An 18,115-nucleotide genomic window follows, 5' to 3' on the forward strand; every position below is an offset into this window, starting at 1 on the left:
ATTTCAACGCGGCAGTTTGTCATACAGACTGGTCAATAATAGAGAAATCCTCGTCGACGCGAAGCGTCAATGGGTCCGAGCCTGCATCGACAGTGAACTCGACTTCGAGTAGTACCTCGCTGTCACCGGGCGAGGGCCGCTCGCGCTCGGTAACGGAGAACGTCCCCGTCTCCGAGACGACTGCCGCTCGCATTACGAGCAGCCAACGACTACCTGTAAGCGGCCGCAGACTCGTCGTTTACCGGCGACCCCTTCGTGAGTATCGGCACAGAAACGGGGTACGTGAGTAGTTCGGAGCGAACGTTTCGCCGGGTTGACAGCCACAGTGAGGAGACAAACGATTTGGCCGAGAGTACCTGGTATGCGACCCTCGAAGAAACGTCTGGACTCGAAAATTAGCTACGTTAATAAGAATTTGCTAACCCGCGCTTATGAACAGTGGTGCTAAATGCGGGCTTACAGCGCGTCTACAATATTAAGGAAGCCACTGCCGTAGAAGGCTTTGTCGTACCCCTCGGGGACCTCGGCTGCTTTTTTCAAAGCCGCCTCAACCTGATTCGCGTTGTAATTCGGATTTGCGCTTTTCACTAAGGCCGCAGCACCAGCGACCTGCGGAGCTGCCATGGAAGTACCTGCGAGGTAGGCATAAGGTGGTTCCCCCTCTCCGAAGAAGAAGTCAGCCGTTGTCTGCGGAATGGCACTATAAACTAAATCTGGAACTCCACCTGCTTGGGGAGTGTCACCGCCCGGTGCGGCAACTGTGACCGCATTTGTTCCATAGTTGGTGTAACTTGCGGGCGCGAATCCGGGGTTCTGTACGTCGCCGGAAAGATAGCCAATTGAGGTCGTAGAAGCAACAGATACAGCCTGTGCACCTTCGTTCGGAAGGCTAATCAGATTCTTATCCTGCTGGAGGTTAGCACCATCGTTGCCTGCGGCGATAACCAAGAGAGTCCCCTCCTTGTTCGCGAAGGTCATCGTGCTGTTGAGAACCTTCCCGTAGAACTCTCCTTGACCTTGTCGTGGAATCGGATAGGCTCCAAGCGAGAGGTTCGCAACGTCACAACCGATGTTGACGCTGTACACGATGGCAGCGAGGATATCGGCAAAGGACGCGCCTGAATTGAGTTTCTCAAATACTCTGAGGTCAACTACCTCCGACTCTGGGGCGACTCCGACGATGCCTTGCTCATTATCTTCAGCCGAAGCAATGCCACCCACGTGGGTTCCGTGATATTGCAATCCTAATGGCTCGTGAGTTCCAGTGCCGGTGAAGTCACGGGACAGATCTGCATTCAATGTTTCTTGGAAATCCGGGTGACTTTCTGGAATTCCAGTGTCGATTACCGCAATTCGAGTTCCCTCTCCCTGTGTAACCTCGTGAGCAGAGGGCACATCCAGTACCTGCTTGTCCCACTGGAGTGGATACAGCGGCTCATTAGTCGGGCTTGGCTGTGTCTCCGCGGCCTGAGGTTGGGCGGCCGGAAGGTCAAACTCGATTTCGATGTCTGGAGCATAGTCCTTTACTGCCCGCCGAACATCTTTCTCGGCCCCCTCTACCACCGCGTAGTCTACCCCCTGCATCTCGTGGACGACATCAAGGCCACTCAGGTCCGCCCGACCTTTGGTTGAAACAATGAACCGGTCGGTTCGTGTCGCGGCGGTAACTGTCGTACCCACTGCGATACCACCCAGGACTGTACCACTGACCGTGAGAAACTCACGTCGAGTTGAATGTGGCATGTTTTGACATTTGTCGTTTGGTTATTAAAAGTTAGTCTGACGGACAAATATGAAACAGATATATCGACAACCGACGATTTGAATTACTGGTCCACGATGATGGAACGGACCAGATGACGAATCACTTTTGCGGCGGGTCCCATAACGAGCGATATGGATAAGCTCAAAGCGTCGCTGGATGAAGCGCCGATTATCGACAAGGATGGCTACTCCTATCTCGTGCATCCGATCAGCAACGGCGTTCCGATGCTCGACCCCGAACTGCTTCGAGAGGTGGTCGTCGGCATTATCAGGACGGCTGACCTCGACGTCGACAAGATTGTCGCTCCCGAAGCGATGGGCATTCATATCGCAACAGCAGTATCGCTACAGACAGACCTGCCTCTCGTCGTTGTCCGCAAGCGACCGTACGGACTCGAAGATGAGTTCGCACTCCACAAGTCGACCGGCTACTCCGAGTCAGAGATGTACCTGAACGATATCGACGAGGGAGACCGGCTACTCATTCTCGACGATCTTATCTCTACCGGCGGAACGATGGCGGCAATCTGCGACGCACTGGACGAGATTGGCGCAGAGATCGCAGACATCGTCGTCGTGTTCCGAAAAGTCGGTGAAAACGCACTCGAGGATTCCGACCACGAGGTCAAGAGTCTTCTCGACATTTCTGTCGACGAGGACAGCGTCACCATCCACTGACGCCACAACGTTCAGGAGACTCGCGCCTTACCCACCAAATATGAGTTCGCTACTGGTCTGTCAGGGCTGTGGGTCACCGTTCGAGCACGAGAGAAACTACGAAGCGAACTGTCCGTCCTGTGGTCGTCGGCAGTATCCCCGGATGGGCGTCTGCTGAGCGCGAGGGTGGCGGCGAATGAAAAAGATTAGGTAACTCGATAGGTTGCCCTCGGCCATGGGACACGGAAAACAACTGGACCACGGCTACTGGGCCAAGATGGGGTTTTTGATTGGTGTGACGCTGATTGCGCTGGGGGCCGCCGGTGAGATTATCGGCCACGCGCTGGTTGGGACACTCCCAGCCTGGGAGAATCGACTGTTTACCTACTCGGAAGGAATTGGTCTGGTCATTGGATTTCTCTCACCCTGGGTCTTCGGCGTTGCCCTTCCGCTGATGGATTGAAAGGCTGACCAGCGACGCTGGCGTCAGTTGGCAGGAACACGCCAGTAGTTCTTAGGTCCCTGAGACCGATTATCCGCCGTGACAGAAACACACACCGTCGATTATCGTCTCGACGACAGCGACGACAACGTCCATCACGGCGTCTGGGACAACAGCCTCGACCCAGTCTGTTCGGTCGAATCTGGCGCTGTTGTCGAGTTCGAGTGCCGTGACGCCGCAAACGGACAGTTCGACGCAGATTCGACAGTTGCCGACCTGCAGTCGATGTCGTTTTCCGGCCACCCGCTCACCGGCCCGGTCCACGTCGAAGGTGCTGCACCCGGCGACGTGCTCGAAATCGAGTTCCTTGAGTTCGCGCACAAAGGGTTCGGCGTCACCTACTTCTATCCCGAAGAGTCCGAGAAAGGACTGGTCCCTGAAGAGTTCGAGGAGCCAGGACTACACATCTGGGATCTCGACGACGGTGTTGGCAAGTTCGTGAACGGAATCGAGGTGCCACTGGACCCATTCCCCGGAATCGCCGGCGTCGCGCCAGCGGCAGACGGTGAACACAGCAGTACCCCGCCGCGGCGCGTCGGCGGAAATCTCGACATCAAACACCTCACCGCTGGCTCGACGCTGTATCTCCCGGTCGAAGTTGCGGGTGCGCTGTTCAGCGTCGGCGACTGTCACGGCGCACAGGGTGATGGCGAGGTCTGTGTTACCGCAATCGAAGCGCCGATGTTCGTCACCGCTCGGTTGTCGGTTCGGTCAGATATGGAGATCAATCAGCCAGAGTTCGAGACATCCGGACCGTTCACCGCTACTGGCACAGACGAACCGATGTACGGAACAACAGGCGTCGCGTCGGACCTGCAGGCGGCCGCCAAGCGCGCAGTAACACAGATGATCGACCACCTCGCAGCAAATCGTGGGCTGACGCGAACCGAGGCGTACCTGCTCTGCTCGGTTGCGGTCGACCTCAAAATCAATCAGGTCGTGAATGCACCGAACTGGACGGTGTCGGCATATCTACCCGAAAGCCTGTTTCCCTGAGGCCAGCCAGCGATTACAGTTTCTCCGAGTTTCGCGCCTGTTCGGAGCGGCGAGTGAGCTGTTCGAGCCGGTTGTCCGCGGCGTTTGCTATCTCGTCGGGCAGGGCACCGCGGGCCTCTTCGAGTCGTTGTTCAGCCCGTGCGAGGCGAGTGATAACCGCGTCGAGTTGCTGGTCGGTGTTGGCCCTGTCATTCTCACGGGCCCGTTTTGCCGCCCGTCGAGCAGCGTCTTCGATAGCTTGCAGCACCTGTGTCAGCCCCTGAACTGGGCCGCCTGTTCCGCCACCGCCGCTATTTCCAGGGCTGTTGTCACCATCGCTATCTTCCTCAGCGAACTGCGCCACCTGCACTCGGGTTTCCTCAGCAACGTCGGCGAGGTAGGTTGCCAGTGATTCTTTGCCTGTTTCAGGCTTTTCGATCCGGGGCGATTCTGACGGGTCGGGATTGACCCGCACAGCACCGACTTCGTCGTCTGTGTCTCGCACTTCGGCGGTGAACGCGCCGCCCTCGTGAACGTAGACGGCGTCGGGGCCCTCCAGCGGAGCGTCGTAAATTCGACCAGCAAAATCGTCTTCGACAGCAAAGTTGTTGATTGGACTCTCAGACTCTCTGGGGTCGACTTCGAGTTTCGTCGCATTCTCGTTGGCGACGACTGGAACCCTGCCCTCGACGCCAGCCAGGTCCGGCGCGTCGTCCTCGGTTACGGTGACGGTTTCGCTGTGGGGGGCAACACCGGCGCCATTGACGGTGAAGGTGTGTTCGCCTTCGGGCACGCCCTGTACAGCGGCAATTCCCTGAAAAGTTGGAACCGCTCTGGGCTCGCTCTGGAAAAGCGTAAACAGTTCCAGCGGGGATGAGACGTCAGTTAAGCCGTCTCCTTCCGGTGCGTCGTCGGAACTGACCATACTTGTGACTGACGCGAGCACCTGATTCGCTTGCGAGGGGTCGCCGATAGCATCGTATCGGTCTGCCAGCGTCTGTCTGTGGTTGGCCTCGGTGATATCGTTCGCTGGATTTTCATAGCGCGGGTCGTTCCAGGGAACGCCCGTTGTCGTGATGTGGCCAGAGACGAGATCCTCGCCGAATTCGGGAACATAAAACGGGAAACTCAGCTGTTCGCCAGTGAAATCTGTGATGTGTTCGACTTCGCTCGTTGGCTCCAGTGTGTATCCCACGTCGGCGTCGGAGTTGTCGCGGCCCTCGTGGTCGAACTGCAGGCCGGTCTCCCGTGATGGGAGGTCCGACGGCGGCGACCGGAGCCCTCGAAACGAGTCTATTGTGAGTGAGCCAGTAATCATGTCCGACCGCTCGACAGAGGGAAGCTTGGAATGATCGTACACTGGAGCGCCGTCGAGTTCCGGAATGAGATAGGGCAGTGTCAGCCCCTCGTCGCGGGGGAGCCCGTACGCCAGCGGAATGGCAGCGATATCTTCGATGCCGTCGATGACGCTGTTCGTGATATCTGCGCCGCTGTCGTCCAGTGGGAGTCGCTGGAACCGCGTGGGGTCGTTGTTGACCGAGAGTCCGCTGGAGTGTGAACCCAGTTCCGAGAGGAGCCGGGGTCGGCGGTCAGGGTCCGGGTCGAGGTGTTCGTTGTTCGGTGCTGACCGCGAGTGTGCGCTCGCGACGAACAGTTGTGGCTCTCCGGAATCGGTGTCGACGAACACTTGAAGCAGTTCCCAGTCGTGCCAGTGAAAGTTCGTCGCGAACTGGTCGAACGCAGAATACAGCCAGTACTGGACCACCGCAAGCGGCGAGTTGTCGTATTCGAGGGCGTGGTAGAACACGCTCGCTGCTGGTGGGTCCTCGGCGCCACCCGCGTTCACGTAGCCCTCGAAGGCATCAAACCCCGAGACAATCGTCTCGCCGTCCTGTTCGCTCTCCCACTGGCGAGGGTCTGTCGGGAACCACTGCTCGTCTTCGTCGAAGTACAATATGGGCGCGAACTGCTCGGCCAGCGACGCCGACCGCTCCGGGTCAACTTCGCTAGTGGTGGCGTCTTGGTCGCGCTCGAAAAACGAACAGCCAGCCATCGCACCGACGGTGCCGCCAGCGACCCCCTGCAACACTCGTCGCCTGTTGACAGTTGGAGCCGAGTCCTCAGCCATTAGATGCCTCCAGTTCGGTGCAGTCGCCAACCCCCGATCCGCCGTATCCAGTCGAGTGCCGCATAATTTCAACCATATACCAGTTGGCCGGCAATATGTCTTCTGGCAGATTCAGTCAAGCCTGTCCTGATGCAGAGTACTTCCGTCGCTCGGCCACCGAAAGCACGTGATGGGTCAACCATTTGAGGCTACGAGCAAAAGCGAGGGTATGAGATGGTCCCCAATAACACAAAGTAGCGCACGGAGGGTAGTATGGTAAATCTCGCTCTGTCGGCCGGACAGCTTCTGCTCGCGCTGTTTCTCGTCATCCTGAACGGTTTCTTTGTCGCCTCTGAGTTCGCGTTCGTCCGCGTTCGCTCGACCTCGGTCGAGCAACTCGCCGCTGACGGTCGGGCAGGCTCAGAGAGACTTCAGTACGTGATGACAAACCTCGACGACTATCTGGCCGTCACCCAACTGGGTATCACAATTGCCTCACTGGGGCTCGGCTGGGTCGGTGAGCCCGCAGTTGCGGCATTGCTCGAACCAGCGCTCGCGGGATTCGTTCCAGAGCAACTGATTCACTTGATTTCCTTCGCTGTCGGGTTCAGCGTCATCACCTTCTTGCACGTCGTCTTCGGGGAACTCGCTCCGAAGACGATTGCCATCGCGGAAGCTGAGCGTCTCTCACTGTTCGTTGCGCCACCGATGACGGCATTTTACTACGTCTTCTATCCGGGCCTGGTCGTGTTCAACGGGACGGCGAACGCCTTTACGCGAATGCTGGGTATCCCGCCGGCTTCTGAGACCGACGAGACGCTCGACGAGCGGGAAATTCGCCGTATTCTCTCGCGGTCCGGGTCTGAAGGCGAGATCGAGACGGCCGAGGTCGAGATGATCGAGGCAGTCTTCGAACTCGACGATATGAACGTTCGCGAAGTGATGGTTCCCCGACCAGACGTGGTGTCGATTTCGGCCGACGCGGATATCGAGTCGATTCGGGGACTCGTCAGAGAAGAGAAACACACCCGGTATCCAGTTGTCGAGGCCGGAAACGACGACCAGGTGGTCGGCTTCATCGATGTGAAAGACGTGATGGAAGCCAGCGAAACGGGAATGGAGGCCACGGCTGGTGAGATGGCCCGCGAGATTATGGTCGTGCCAGAGACGATGCCAATCAACGATCTGCTCTTGCAGTTCCGCAGCGACCAACAGCAGATGGCCGCGGTTATCGACGAGTGGGGCGCACTGGAGGGCATCGCAACCGTCGAAGACGCAGTCGAAGCCGTCGTTGGGGACCTTCGTGACGAGTTCGACGCCGCAGACGACGAACCAGCGATTGAGCACCACGAAGACGGTGGCTACGATATTGACGGCGGTGTCCCACTGTCGATGGTCAACGACCAGCTCGGTCTCAGCCTCGACGCGGAGGGCTTCGATACCATCGCAGGTGTGATTCTCGACAGACTCAACCGGGCACCCAAAGTCGGTGATACCATCGAAGAAGGAGAATACAGATTCGAGGTTACCGATGTCGACGCGAAACGGATTACTGCCGTCGAGGCAATGCCACGCGAAGAGACGAACTAAGCCAGTTCAGGTCTCATCACGAGCAAATCTTACCATACGGGTCCATAAATTCGGAATACCGTTCAGCACAGTCCAGTTGGTTTGCAACAGTTGCGACTGTTTTCGGACAAAAACTGGAGTGAAAGTGGCTGCAACTGTTGTAGAACGTAACCCGAAATATGGCGTATTAGTGGCTTAGAAGTATGTATTTGGCAATCGTGGCGGTGGCTTTATATCAGTGCCCGTTGACCCAATCATACGGTACGGTACCGTGTCTCAATTGGGGGACAATACAATATGACAGACACAACATTTCCGAGTGAGGAGTGGTGGAGTGAGTATCAGAGAGTCGTCAACGATGACACCGAGATGACGATGCACGGCCGGGACGACTTCGATGAGAGTTTCCTGATCGGCGTTGGCGAGGACCACCATCTCCTCGAGATGCACAACGGCGAACTGGTCGATATCCGAACACCGGGACTGGACGATTCGTGGGCCTTCGGCGTTGTCGGGCCACAGAGCGCGTGGGACAAGTTTCTCGAGGAGGTGCCGCCTGCCCACCACAACGAACTGTTCGCCTCCTTCTACCGGACTGCAGTCAAACAGGAACCCGGCTATTTCGACCTGATCGGCGACCACAAGAAGATCTTCCAGAACTTCCGGTCGGTCCAGCGAGCGCTGGACCTGATGCGAACGGCCGACAACGGCGGTACACCACGGACTGACGGAACGACCCGACCGTCCGAACCCGCAGACGCTGCTGAGGGTGGGTATGTGGCTGTCGACCTCGACGGTGTCGACCACCGAATCTACTACGAGGCTGCCGGTCCGGAGGATGGAATTCCACTGCTCTGTCAGCACACCGCGGGCTGTAACAACCAGCAGTGGCGGCACGTCCTCAACGACGAGGAGATTACTGACAACTTCCGGGTCATCGCCTACGACCTCCCGCGGCACGGGAAGTCGGTTCCGCCAGCCGGTGAGACGTGGTGGAACGACCAGTACGACCTCACGGCAGAGCGATTTACCGACACGATTGTCTCGATTGCCGACGCGCTCGAACTGGACGACCCAGTCTACATTGGGTCGAGTATGGGCGGGACGATAACGCTCGAACTCGCAGACTGGTATCCCGACCGGTTCCGGGCGCTGATCGGCCTCGAAGCCGGCCTGTTCACGCCGGGATTCTATATCGGCTGGCTGGACCATCCGCATATCAACGCCAACGACGTGAACTCGTACGCAACGTGGGGACTCATGGCACCACATAGCCCTGAGTGGGCGCGTCGTGAAACGCTGTACAACTACGAACAAGGTGCCAACGGCGTGCTGAAAGGTGACCTCTACTACTACTCCGTCGAACACGACTACCGCGAGGACGCCGACAACATCGACGCGACGAAGACGCGGATGTACCTGATGAACGGGGAGTACGACTACCTCACGAACCCCGACGCAGCCCGCCGAGCCGCAGACGCTATCGGTGAGGGCGCAACGGCCCACGGAATGAAGGCAACGGGCCACTTCCCGATGGCCGAGCGACCAGCGCTGTTCCCCGAGTACCTGAAGCCGGTGCTCGCAGATATCCGCGGAGAGCGCTCTGAGCCACTGCCAGAAGTGTTCGAGCCGAACGATTTTGGCGTCGAAGCAAACAGGTGACCATGATGTCTGAACCACCGACACAGACACGATACACCGGGATGCCCCACGGGGAGTCGATTCCGGCGCCACAGCTCGTTCGAGACGCTCAGGCACTCGTCGTCGGCTACGAGGCCGACCCGGAGGTACTCGAAGCGATGTTACCACCGGGGCTCGAGCCACACCCGAACAACCTCGTCCAGATGAACATGTACCGGGTCGAAGATTCGACCCAGACGAGCCACCTCGACCCGTACTCACTGACCTATCTCTGTATCGAGGTTGCCGACCACGACAGCCGAGTACTCAGCGAGGCCGGCGGGGAAATGACGATCCCTGGCCGATTCTGGGTGGGCTACTGGAACGACTCACCGACCATGTCATCGTTCGTCCGAGAGACCCTCGGAATCCCCTGCATGCCCGGAGTCTGCTCGTGGGACCGAGAGGATGACGAACTCGTCTCGACACTGACCGTCGACGACGAAGCGGTAATTACGACAGAAGCGTCGGTCGACGACGAACAGATCGACACGCTGTCGGGCCATCTCAACTACTACGCCCACCGTCAGGTTCCCGACCCCAGCGGCGGGCAGGCCCAGATTAGCGAACTGGTCGAAATTCCGATTCCGTTCATCTGTGAACTGGCCACTGCCTCGGTATCGGACATCGAGTTCGACTTCCCCGAGAACTCCGGGTTCAGCAAGTACGCCCCGGTCGAACCACTGTCGACGCCGTCGGTTCTCTACGGGTCGATTACGATTACGTACTCCCAGGGCCGGACAATTCGCGACTATCTCGCGGATTAGCCGCGGGCAGTTTATTCGGCTCCAGGCCCTATGATTGTGTAATGGAACAGCCGTCGACGGCGAATCGGTCTGTGGATTCTTCCGAGACCGAACCAACAGCAGACGCCCCTGCGAACCAGCGTGAAGAGGTCGTCACGGACCCTGAATCGACGGGTGACCCCGCGCTGGTCGTCGACAGCGTAATCAAACGCTTCGGCGGCAAAGATGGCGTCCTCGCGGTCGATGACGTAAGTTTTAGCGTTGAACGCGGCTCTGTCGTCGGCCTGCTCGGCCCGAACGGGGCTGGCAAGACCACACTCATCAAATCAGTGCTGGGGATGGTGCTTCCCGACGAGGGGTCGGTACAGGTCTTTGGCTCGGACGTGACCGGCGGCCGGCGGGCGGCCTACGCCAACGTCGACGCAATGCTCGAAGGCGCGCGCAACGACTACTGGCGACTGACCGTCCGCGAAAATCTGCGGTACTTCGCGACCATAAGTGGCGTTGACCCCAACTCAGTCACGGCTCAGCACGACCGACTGCTCGACCGCCTCGGCCTGGCGGAGTACGCCGATACACCGGTCCGGAAGCTTTCACGAGGAATGAAACAGAAAGTCTCGCTCGCAAGCGTGCTCGCCGGGGGCGCGGAGTTGGTCTTTCTCGACGAGCCGACGCTTGGGCTAGATATCGAGAGTTCGCGAACACTGCGGGTAGAACTCAAGCGACTCGCCCGCGAGGAGGGGCTGACAATCTTCGTCAGCAGCCACAACATGACCGTCGTCGAGGATGTCTGTGACCGCGTTATTGTGATGTCCGAGGGCCGGGTTGTCGCCGATGACACCGTCGAGCGATTGCTGAGCCGGGCCGACCGTAACCTCGTGCGAATCGAGAGTCCAGACGTTGACGAACGGACGATCCAACTCCTCGATGACGAATTTGGCGTTGAAGCCGTCAACCAGACTGCGGAGGGACAACAAATCGAAGTGACAGCCAGCGGTTATTCCCTCTACGACCTGATGGATCTGCTCCGAGACGCCGGCGTACACATCACCAGTATCGACACAGTTGAACCGACACTGGAGGATGTGTTCGTCAAACTCACGGGCGACGAAGGCGGGTTACGGGCCGAGCCTCCGGAGGAATCACGATGAGCAACCAACAGCCAACGGCCGAGGAGACGGTGGACGGTGAGCCACGACCGGCAACGTACTACCATCTCGCTCGGGCGGTGCTCTACCGCGAGTATCTGATCTTCGTTCGGTATCCCGCCAACGCAATCGGCGGAATCGTCATCTCAGTCATCTTCTTTGGGATGCTATTCTACGGCGGCCAACTGCTCGCCGGACAGGCTTTGACTGATTCCCTGGACGGAATTATTGTCGGGTACTTCCTCTGGACACTCTCTGTGGGTGCGTACTCTGCTGTCTCGAACGACATCGGGAGTGAAGTCCAGTGGGGGACACTCGAACGGCACATCACGACGCCGTTTGGCTTTGCGCCAGTTGCGCTGCTGAAAGGCGTCGCGAAACTCGTCCGGACGTTTCTCACCTCCGCAGTGGTGCTGGCAATCATGCTCGTGCTGACCGGGCGCAGTCTCCGACTCGACCCACTCACTGTGATTCCGATTGCCCTGCTGTCGATTACCTCGGTGCTGGGACTCGGCTTTGCGGCCGGCGGAGTCACGGTGCTGTACAAGCGCATCGGCAGCTGGCTCAACCTCCTGCAGTTCGGGTTCGTCGTGCTCATCTCCGCGCCAGTCTTCGACCTGCCGTGGACACGGGTGCTTCCGCTGGCACACGGCAGCGCGATGCTCCAGCGGGCAATGGTTGATGGCGTCCGCCTGTGGCAGTTTGACCCACTCGATTTAGGGCTGCTCGTGGTCGTCGCTGTGGGGTATCTAATCGGCGGATATCTGGTCTTCGAGGCAGCAACACGTCGTGCCCGGCGTCTCGGCGTGCTCGGCGATTACTGACTTACTCCCTGAGATAAACTCGACGGCAGGGCGCTCGTCCTCGAATGAGGCTGGTCCGCTGTACTGTATTACCCCGCCGCGAAACACGTTTCTGAATTAGCGGCTGGCGTACTGTTCTCCTATCGAAATCGCAAAATCACTCTGGCACGCGACCACAGGCGCTCCGAATGAAGCCGAATCCCATCCGCTCCTGTTCGAAGTCAGCCGTCTCAGTCGCCAGTCGGTCGCGAGCCTCTCGCCAGCGAGCGTCGAGTGCGTCTGCAGGCGACTCGCGGTTGAGTCTTCCGCCCGGACTCGAGAATCGAACGAACAGCCGAAAGAGTGCATTTAGCCCCACCGCAGCGCGGCGATTGCTGCGGCCCGCAGTCATAATCGCGAGTCGACCGCCTGGCGGGAGTAAATCGAGCCACGTTTCGACGGCGGCGCTGGAGTTCTGGAGCATCCCAACGACGAACGTCGAGACGACAGCGTCAGCTTCTTCGAGTGGAGGCTGCGTCGCGTCGGCACGGCAGACGTGGACGTTCTCCCAGCCTGCCTGTGCGACCCGCTGTTGGGCACCGCCGAGCATCGCCGGCACAAGGTCAATTCCAACCACCTCGCCGGCCGGTCCGACTGCGCGGCGCAGGTGTGGGAAGTTTGCACCAGTCCCACAGCCCATTTCGACGACGGTGTCACCGGGCGACAGCGAGAGTGTCTCGACAAGTCGTTCGCGCCAGGAGCGGATACCGGGTGCAGTGGCAAGGCGGTCGTAGGCCTTTGCCCAGCGGGTGTAGAACTGCTGTGTCGCGTCGACATCACTCATCGATATCACGGAGCGTCGTCGCAACTGACGGCGCGTCGGGACCGAACAGGTAGAGAATTGGCTCGATACCGTAGCCGCCGGTCTGGTAGAGTATCGTCGCTGCTGGCTCCTCGCTCAGCGCGTCCGAAATTGCGTCCTCGATGTCGGCCTCGGCGTCGAACTCGACGGCTGTGTGCCCGGCCGCAACGAGGCGGTCGAGAATCTCTTCATCGTAGCTGATGTTCAGGGCCGCCCGAGCGTCACTCCCGGCGGCCTGGGCGGCCAACAGGACGGTTGCGACGTGTTGGCTGACGCCAAACTCCGGTTCACCGGGGACCGTCACCTTTCCACGGATAGCGAGCACTCGCCCCGGGACGGCAGCCACGTCGTCGATGGATTCAGCGTCAGGCAACGACTCGGCGAGATTCGAGCCGACGGCTGGAATCAGCCGCCCGAATTCGGGTGAGTTCTGCAGAATTCGGAGACCACGCCGGACCGAGGCGCGGGCGCGGTTGGCGGCCCGGAGCCGACTATCTGGGTCGTGAATCGCAAACGCGCCGTCGTAGGCCTCAATTTCGGGGACGGATTCGGCGTGCAGGTCTGCGAGGACGCCGCCGCGTTCCAGTTCGCGGATGCAGACTTCGACTTCGATGAGAGCCTCTGCGGTCGTCATCTCCCCGGAAGCAAGCCCATCGGCCAGTTCGTCGACGAGTTGCTGGACGCGCTCGGTTCCCATAATCAACTCGTTGCGTGCGACATCTCCGTGGACGTACTTCGAGACGGCGCTCTGGCTGATGCCGAGTTGGTCGGCCACCTCGTTTTGCGTGAACCCCCGCTCGCGGAGTGACTCGGCCAGGAGTGACCGAAAGGTGGGCAGAAACTCCTCCACGACGAGTTCTTCGATGAATTTCATTATTGCTCCCCACCGAACTCACGGTCGCCGCCGATACGAGAGGCCTGTGGCCCCTCCTGATTCTGGTATTTCGACCCGCGCTCGCTCCCGTAGGGTCGCTCTGCTGGATTCTTGAGTTCTGTAAACGTCAGCTGAGAGATACGCATATCAGGGTCGAGTGCAACCGGAGCGGCCCCGAGATTCGAGAGTTCGAGCGTAATCTGGCCCTTGTAACCGGGGTCACAGAGGCCGGCAGTGTTCGAGAGGAAGATGCCGCCGCGCCCGCCGAGAAAATTCTCGATTGTCCGACCGTTGGGCTGGACCTCTAGGTCGTAGGTCGACTCAACTCGGTCTGTCTCTTCGACTGCGACCACCTCCTCGAAGTGGATTCCCCCATCGAGGATTTGAGTCAACCGATCCGTGTTGACGCCGGCATCGCGGTACGCGGCCTCGAACCGCCGCAGCGTGTCGCGCTTGACCGTGTCATACTCCTCGTTTTCGATGTTCGAGACGCTGGATTTCGAGGAACACCCGACGAGTTCCGCCGCGTCTTTCATCCGTAGCCCGGCTTCGTTGCGGTACGCGCGAAGCAGTGCGCTCGGAACCGGGACGTACTGACCACGCTTGTGAGCGTCGTTACTGAAGTCGACGGCCCACATCTCGCCAGACCACTCGACATCGCTCATCGGAATGTAGGTTTCGCGCTCGCGGCTGTACACCGAGGTCAGCAGTCCGAGCCGCGAGCCGAGATATGCGGCCCTGTTAGCCAGGTCGGGATTGGCCGTGTACAGCGTGTCTCTCGTCTCCCGTCGGCAACCGTCACCGTCGAGTAGTCCGTCGAGTAACGCTTCCAGAACTGGTTCCGGCCAGTTGAACGCGCCCTCGGGAATTGTCTTCTCACTACCGGACCCGGCGAGTTCTCGGAACAGCTTCGACCAGAGTGCCGAACAGACTGTGAGTCTCGTAATTCGGCCGGCGTCGTACCACGACAGTCCGGTATCGTATTCCTCGAAGAACTCCGCAAACCGGTCCAGATACTCTTGTTCGGTATTTGCGACCTGAATCTGCTTCCGGCGGGCCGAGCCTTCGGCGATGTAGAAACCGAGCACCCACCCGAACTCGGGGGTAAGTTCGAGCTCTCGTGGGAGTTTAGTATCGCTCTGTTTGAACGCAACATCGACTCCGTCCGGCGTATCGGGACGAGAGAGCGCTGACAGCGGCGCGCTATCGGTCGCCTCGTAAAAGTTCTCCGAGCCGTCGGGAACCTGCTGCCAGTCGACGGCTCCGAGCCCGTCACTCGCATAGACGGTCGTCTCCTCGGAGTCGAGGTGGTCGAGCAGATCAAGCTGGGTTACCTGGCTCGGTGAGTCCGGCAGTTGGCTCGGAACCATGACGTGTTGGCCCTCAGCCTCTTCGCTCGGAATTCGCGTCACACCGCCCTCTTCATCGAGGGTGAAGAGATTGTGGTCTTTGGTCACATGAACTTGCTTGCCAGACTGCAACTGCACGCGGTAGATCTGTTTAGTTGGATTGGTGATGTGGTCGGTGACTCTGTGCGTCCCGACTTCGAGTGTCTGTGGGTCGAACGAGACCGCCCGCGCAGGTCGTTCGTTTTCGACAATATCACCGATTTCGTAGAACCCGAACCCGCCCTCGGGCGTCCACAGGAACACCTCCTCGTCGTACGGCAACGAGGCGTGCACCACAACCGCAAGACGGCCCAGTGATGACCGGCCTTCGACGTGGGCAATTAGGTCCGGCGGAATCTCGACACGCTCCTTTGTCGTTCCGAGAACGAAATCGCCCGGGTGAAGGACGAACTCGTCGCCCTCGTCGATGACCGTCTCCTCGACGTAATCGTCGACTTCCTGCTCTGAGTTTGGGTGAATGCAGGGGATGTTGGTGCGCTGGAATTCGAGAAAGGTGCGACCCAGACGGAGGTCGACACTGGCGGGTTGAATCTGAATATCGGGGTCGTCCAGTGGTTCGATAACCAGGTCCCCGGTTTCGAGTCGCTTCAGAATATCACCGTCGGAGAGTATCATACTGAGTACGCGGACCACGAGGAAATAAAAGCTCCCGATATGTGCGCCAACACGCAGGGGTTTTTGTAGCCGGCTGACCGACGGGCGGGCATGAAACAGGCAATCGTCGCACGCGCAGACCTCGGAATGGGCGAGGGGAAACTCGCTGCACAGGTCGCCCACGCCTCCCTGCAGGCCTACGAGGAGGCCGACGCCCGGGCACAGCGAGAGTGGAAAGGCTCCGGCCAGAAGAAAATCGTCCTGCAGGCAAACAACGAGCGCGAACTGTTCGAGATCAACGAGAGCGCAGACGTCGAAGGACTGCCGCACGCGCTCGTGCGGGACGCTGGCCACACGCAACTCGAGCCAGGAACGGCGACAACTGTGGCGGTCGGGCCAGCAACTGAACGGGCAGTGGACGCCATTACGGGCGAGCTGTCGCTGTACTAACCGGAGGCGTCGTATAACAGGGAGCCGCCACTGGTGACGAGATAGCCCGTCCCGGTCAGGGCAACCCCAGTTCGGCTGTCCCGGACCAGACCGAGGTCTTTCAGCGAGGCAACGACCTTCGAGACGCGGGCGGTGTTCATGTCGACAATCGCGACGAGGTCACGGCCGTCACCAGCGTCGTGCAGCGCATCGAGGACCTCGCGCTGTTCGTTCGATAGCGAGGCGTTGCGGGCCTTCTCCACCTGTCGTTCGTGATATTCTGTCAGGTATCGCCCGAGTAGTTGCTTTTCGACCTCGTCGGTCGGTCGCAACTCTATCGTTACGACGTTGGCGTTGACCCGGAGGTAGTGGATGGTCAGACCCATCTCGTAGCCGACCTCTGTTTCCATCGGTTTCTGTTCGATCCCGACAATTGTCGAGAGTCGAACTCGAACCGGCAGCGCGTCCGTGTCCGGCTGCTCGAGTTTGAGCGTCCGCGACGTAGTCGAGAGGATCCGCATCTCCGGTTCAATGTCACTGACGTCGTCAATTCCTTCGGAGAGATTTGCTGTGACAGTTTCGACACCGTCCAACAGCGACGCAAAGAGCGTCTGCTGGACGTCCCAGCCAATTTCGCGGGGCAGTTCACAGACCGCAATCTTTCGCTCGTCGCGCTCGTCGTGATAGGCGACGCCCACGGTCTGGTCAAGGACCCCTTCAAGTGGGCCGGGGACGTACCCCGGTGCGATATCGACAATAGCGTCGAAGGGAATCCGAAGTGTGCCCGCGACCCCAGTTTCGTCGCGGGAAACGAGGACAACCTCACGCTGGCCGAGGACGATAGACCCGCCGGTGGGTCGCCCGTTTTCGATTCCCTGTGCCGCGAAACGCGTCGAAATTGAGACCTGCACTGGCGAGGTGATCTGATTACGGTAGGCTGCAGTGCCGGCATCAGTGCTGGCGCTGACTGCTGACTCGCCGGTCTCGGCGTACTGGCTGCGCTGGGACTCCCGGCGGCGCACCCAGTCCGACAGCGAGTCGCTGACGAGTTGGGAACCGCTGTCAGCCGACGGTTCACGAACGCCCATCTCCGCTGGGTCGAAATTGCTGTCCGAGGGTGCCTCGATTGGCCGCGGGTTTCGACCGCGCCGCTCGGTCTGTTCGGCACGCTCGCCCCGCCAGCGGGCGTCGTACTCCCGCGGGTCGAACGGCTCACGCTCGAAGGGAGTCGGGTCGCAGACGAGTCGATACGGCGAATCCTCGCCACAGATATCCGGTGCACCCTGCGGGTCGAGCGCGCGGTAGAGATACTCTCGGAGTTCGCCGCCGCCAACTCTCGCAAACCCGCCGGCACCCGTCTCGTCGATTGCCAGCAGATCCGAAAGTCGCCGCGGTCCGAACCCTGCCGTGGCGAGAAACTCACCAGCGCTCGCACGCAGGCTTTCGGCCGAAATCTCGTCGGTTTCGAGTTCCCAGGCGTTGTTCGCTGCGGCCGTGAGCAAGTTCTCGAGTCCAGCAGTGTCAGTGTCGAGATACGGACGCTCGCCGAGCACGCCGTGGATGGCGGCCGTAAGTCGGCGCGACCAGCCGAACGGGATACTCCGCGCCCCCTCGGGACCATCTGGCGGCGACCAACACGTCTCCAGGACAATCTCCGAAACGGACCGGTCAGTGCCAGTGTCTGTCTTGAGCGTGCGCGCGTCGGCCCAGCAGTGCCGACAGGCACAGGGGTCTCGGGCCGGGACCTGTACCTCGCCGCGCTCCCAGTCAATCCAGTCCTCGTGCAGGTGTGTAACCTCGGCCGGTCGCAGTCCAAGCCGGCCAAGTAGCAAAATTGCATAACAGGCGTCGCGTCGGCGCTGGTCGTCTTCGAGCGCCAGCCCACCGAGATAGAGACTGTAAATTCCCTCAGGAGAGAGGGCGTCCGACGGTGACAGCGATGACGACATTGCCGGATCTGGGTACCCCCTGAATGAAAAACTATCCCTGTTCGGCAACCGGTAGCTATGTGTCACTC

At 59.7% G+C, this 18,115-nt stretch carries 16 protein-coding genes and 1 pseudogene; 9 read left to right on the top strand and 8 right to left on the bottom strand.

From position 1 onward, the window contains the following. Positions 1-19 precede the first annotated feature (19 nt). Both ACMGFM_RS04305 and ACMGFM_RS04310 read right to left on the bottom strand, forming a co-directional pair. Positions 20-193 carry a hypothetical protein gene (locus ACMGFM_RS04305; protein WP_436901210.1) on the bottom strand — a complete coding sequence of 58 codons (174 nt, stop codon included), beginning with the start codon at positions 191-193 and terminating at the stop codon, positions 20-22. Positions 194-456: 263 nt separating this feature from the next. Continuing rightward, positions 457-1,743: a S8 family serine peptidase gene (locus ACMGFM_RS04310; protein ID WP_436901211.1), complete on the bottom strand. Its 1,287-nt coding sequence runs from the start codon at positions 1,741-1,743 to the stop codon at positions 457-459. 153 nt (positions 1,744-1,896) lie between these two features. Here ACMGFM_RS04310 and hpt point away from each other — a divergent pair, with 153 nt between their 5' ends. The 3 genes from hpt to ACMGFM_RS04325 all read left to right on the top strand — a co-directional run bounded on the left by hpt (position 1,897) and on the right by ACMGFM_RS04325 (position 3,919). Further along, on the top strand, positions 1,897-2,442 hold the full coding sequence (gene hpt, locus ACMGFM_RS04315; RefSeq protein ID WP_436901212.1) for a hypoxanthine/guanine phosphoribosyltransferase: 546 nt from the start codon (positions 1,897-1,899) through the stop codon (positions 2,440-2,442). Positions 2,443-2,656: 214 nt separating this feature from the next. Next, on the top strand, positions 2,657-2,884 hold the full coding sequence (locus tag ACMGFM_RS04320) for a DUF7860 family protein (RefSeq protein ID WP_436901213.1): 228 nt from the start codon (positions 2,657-2,659) through the stop codon (positions 2,882-2,884). Positions 2,885-2,962: 78 nt separating this feature from the next. Next, complete coding sequence (locus ACMGFM_RS04325) at positions 2,963-3,919, top strand: acetamidase/formamidase family protein (RefSeq protein ID WP_436901214.1); 957 nt, start codon at positions 2,963-2,965, stop codon at positions 3,917-3,919. Between the two features lie 13 nt (positions 3,920-3,932). Here ACMGFM_RS04325 and ACMGFM_RS04330 read toward each other — a convergent pair whose 3' ends face one another. After that, on the bottom strand, positions 3,933-6,026 hold the full coding sequence (locus ACMGFM_RS04330; RefSeq protein ID WP_436901215.1) for a hypothetical protein: 2,094 nt from the start codon (positions 6,024-6,026) through the stop codon (positions 3,933-3,935). A gap of 252 nt (positions 6,027-6,278) precedes the next feature. Here ACMGFM_RS04330 and ACMGFM_RS04335 point away from each other — a divergent pair, with 252 nt between their 5' ends. The 5 genes from ACMGFM_RS04335 (at position 6,279) to ACMGFM_RS04355 (ending at position 11,972) form a co-directional block, all read left to right on the top strand. Beyond that, positions 6,279-7,595: a hemolysin family protein gene (locus tag ACMGFM_RS04335; protein ID WP_436901216.1), complete on the top strand. Its 1,317-nt coding sequence runs from the start codon at positions 6,279-6,281 to the stop codon at positions 7,593-7,595. Between the two features lie 276 nt (positions 7,596-7,871). Next, on the top strand, positions 7,872-9,236 hold the full coding sequence (locus tag ACMGFM_RS04340) for an alpha/beta fold hydrolase (RefSeq protein WP_436901217.1): 1,365 nt from the start codon (positions 7,872-7,874) through the stop codon (positions 9,234-9,236). Between the two features lie 5 nt (positions 9,237-9,241). Next, a complete protein-coding gene (locus tag ACMGFM_RS04345) occupies positions 9,242-10,021 on the top strand; it encodes an acetoacetate decarboxylase family protein (protein ID WP_436901218.1) in 780 nt (259 codons plus the stop codon). A gap of 41 nt (positions 10,022-10,062) precedes the next feature. After that, a complete protein-coding gene (locus tag ACMGFM_RS04350) occupies positions 10,063-11,151 on the top strand; it encodes an ABC transporter ATP-binding protein (protein WP_436901219.1) in 1,089 nt (362 codons plus the stop codon). After that, entirely contained in the window at positions 11,148-11,972 is an 825-nt protein-coding gene (locus tag ACMGFM_RS04355; RefSeq protein WP_436901220.1) for an ABC transporter permease, read from the top strand. Before ACMGFM_RS04350 ends, ACMGFM_RS04355 begins: the two co-directional genes overlap by 4 nt. Before the next feature lie 136 nt (positions 11,973-12,108). Here ACMGFM_RS04355 and ACMGFM_RS04360 read toward each other — a convergent pair whose 3' ends face one another. From ACMGFM_RS04360 to dcd, 4 genes and pseudogenes are all read right to left on the bottom strand, one after another. Further along, positions 12,109-12,774, bottom strand: a complete 666-nt coding sequence (locus tag ACMGFM_RS04360) for a class I SAM-dependent methyltransferase (RefSeq protein WP_436901221.1) — start codon at positions 12,772-12,774, stop codon at positions 12,109-12,111. Then, the gene (locus tag ACMGFM_RS04365) at positions 12,767-13,666 is read right to left on the bottom strand and encodes a thiamine-phosphate synthase family protein (RefSeq protein ID WP_436901222.1); all 900 of its coding nucleotides are present in this window, start codon (positions 13,664-13,666) and stop codon (positions 12,767-12,769) included. Before ACMGFM_RS04365 ends, ACMGFM_RS04360 begins: the two co-directional genes overlap by 8 nt. After that, positions 13,666-15,351 carry a dCTP deaminase domain-containing protein gene (locus ACMGFM_RS04370; RefSeq protein WP_436901736.1) on the bottom strand — a complete coding sequence of 562 codons (1,686 nt, stop codon included), beginning with the start codon at positions 15,349-15,351 and terminating at the stop codon, positions 13,666-13,668. Before ACMGFM_RS04370 ends, ACMGFM_RS04365 begins: the two co-directional genes overlap by 1 nt. Beyond that, positions 15,337-15,690 (bottom strand): annotated as a pseudogene (gene dcd, locus ACMGFM_RS04375) (dCTP deaminase); the annotation flags it as partial. The gene ACMGFM_RS04370 and the pseudogene dcd, both read right to left, overlap by 15 nt. A 90-nt stretch (positions 15,691-15,780) precedes the next feature. On the opposite strand from dcd, the gene pth2 reads away from it, so the two are divergent. Further along, positions 15,781-16,119, top strand: coding sequence for a peptidyl-tRNA hydrolase Pth2 (gene pth2 / locus ACMGFM_RS04380; RefSeq protein WP_436901223.1), 339 nt, complete (start codon positions 15,781-15,783; stop codon positions 16,117-16,119). Here pth2 and ACMGFM_RS04385 read toward each other — a convergent pair. After that, positions 16,116-18,047, bottom strand: coding sequence for a CheF family chemotaxis protein (locus tag ACMGFM_RS04385; protein WP_436901224.1), 1,932 nt, complete (start codon positions 18,045-18,047; stop codon positions 16,116-16,118). The two genes, pth2 and ACMGFM_RS04385, sit on opposite strands and share 4 nt — an antisense overlap. Positions 18,048-18,115: the final 68 nt, after the last annotated feature.

Source organism: Halovenus halobia (genome assembly GCF_051414135.1).
Classification (GTDB): domain Archaea; phylum Halobacteriota; class Halobacteria; order Halobacteriales; family Haloarculaceae; genus Halovenus; species Halovenus halobia.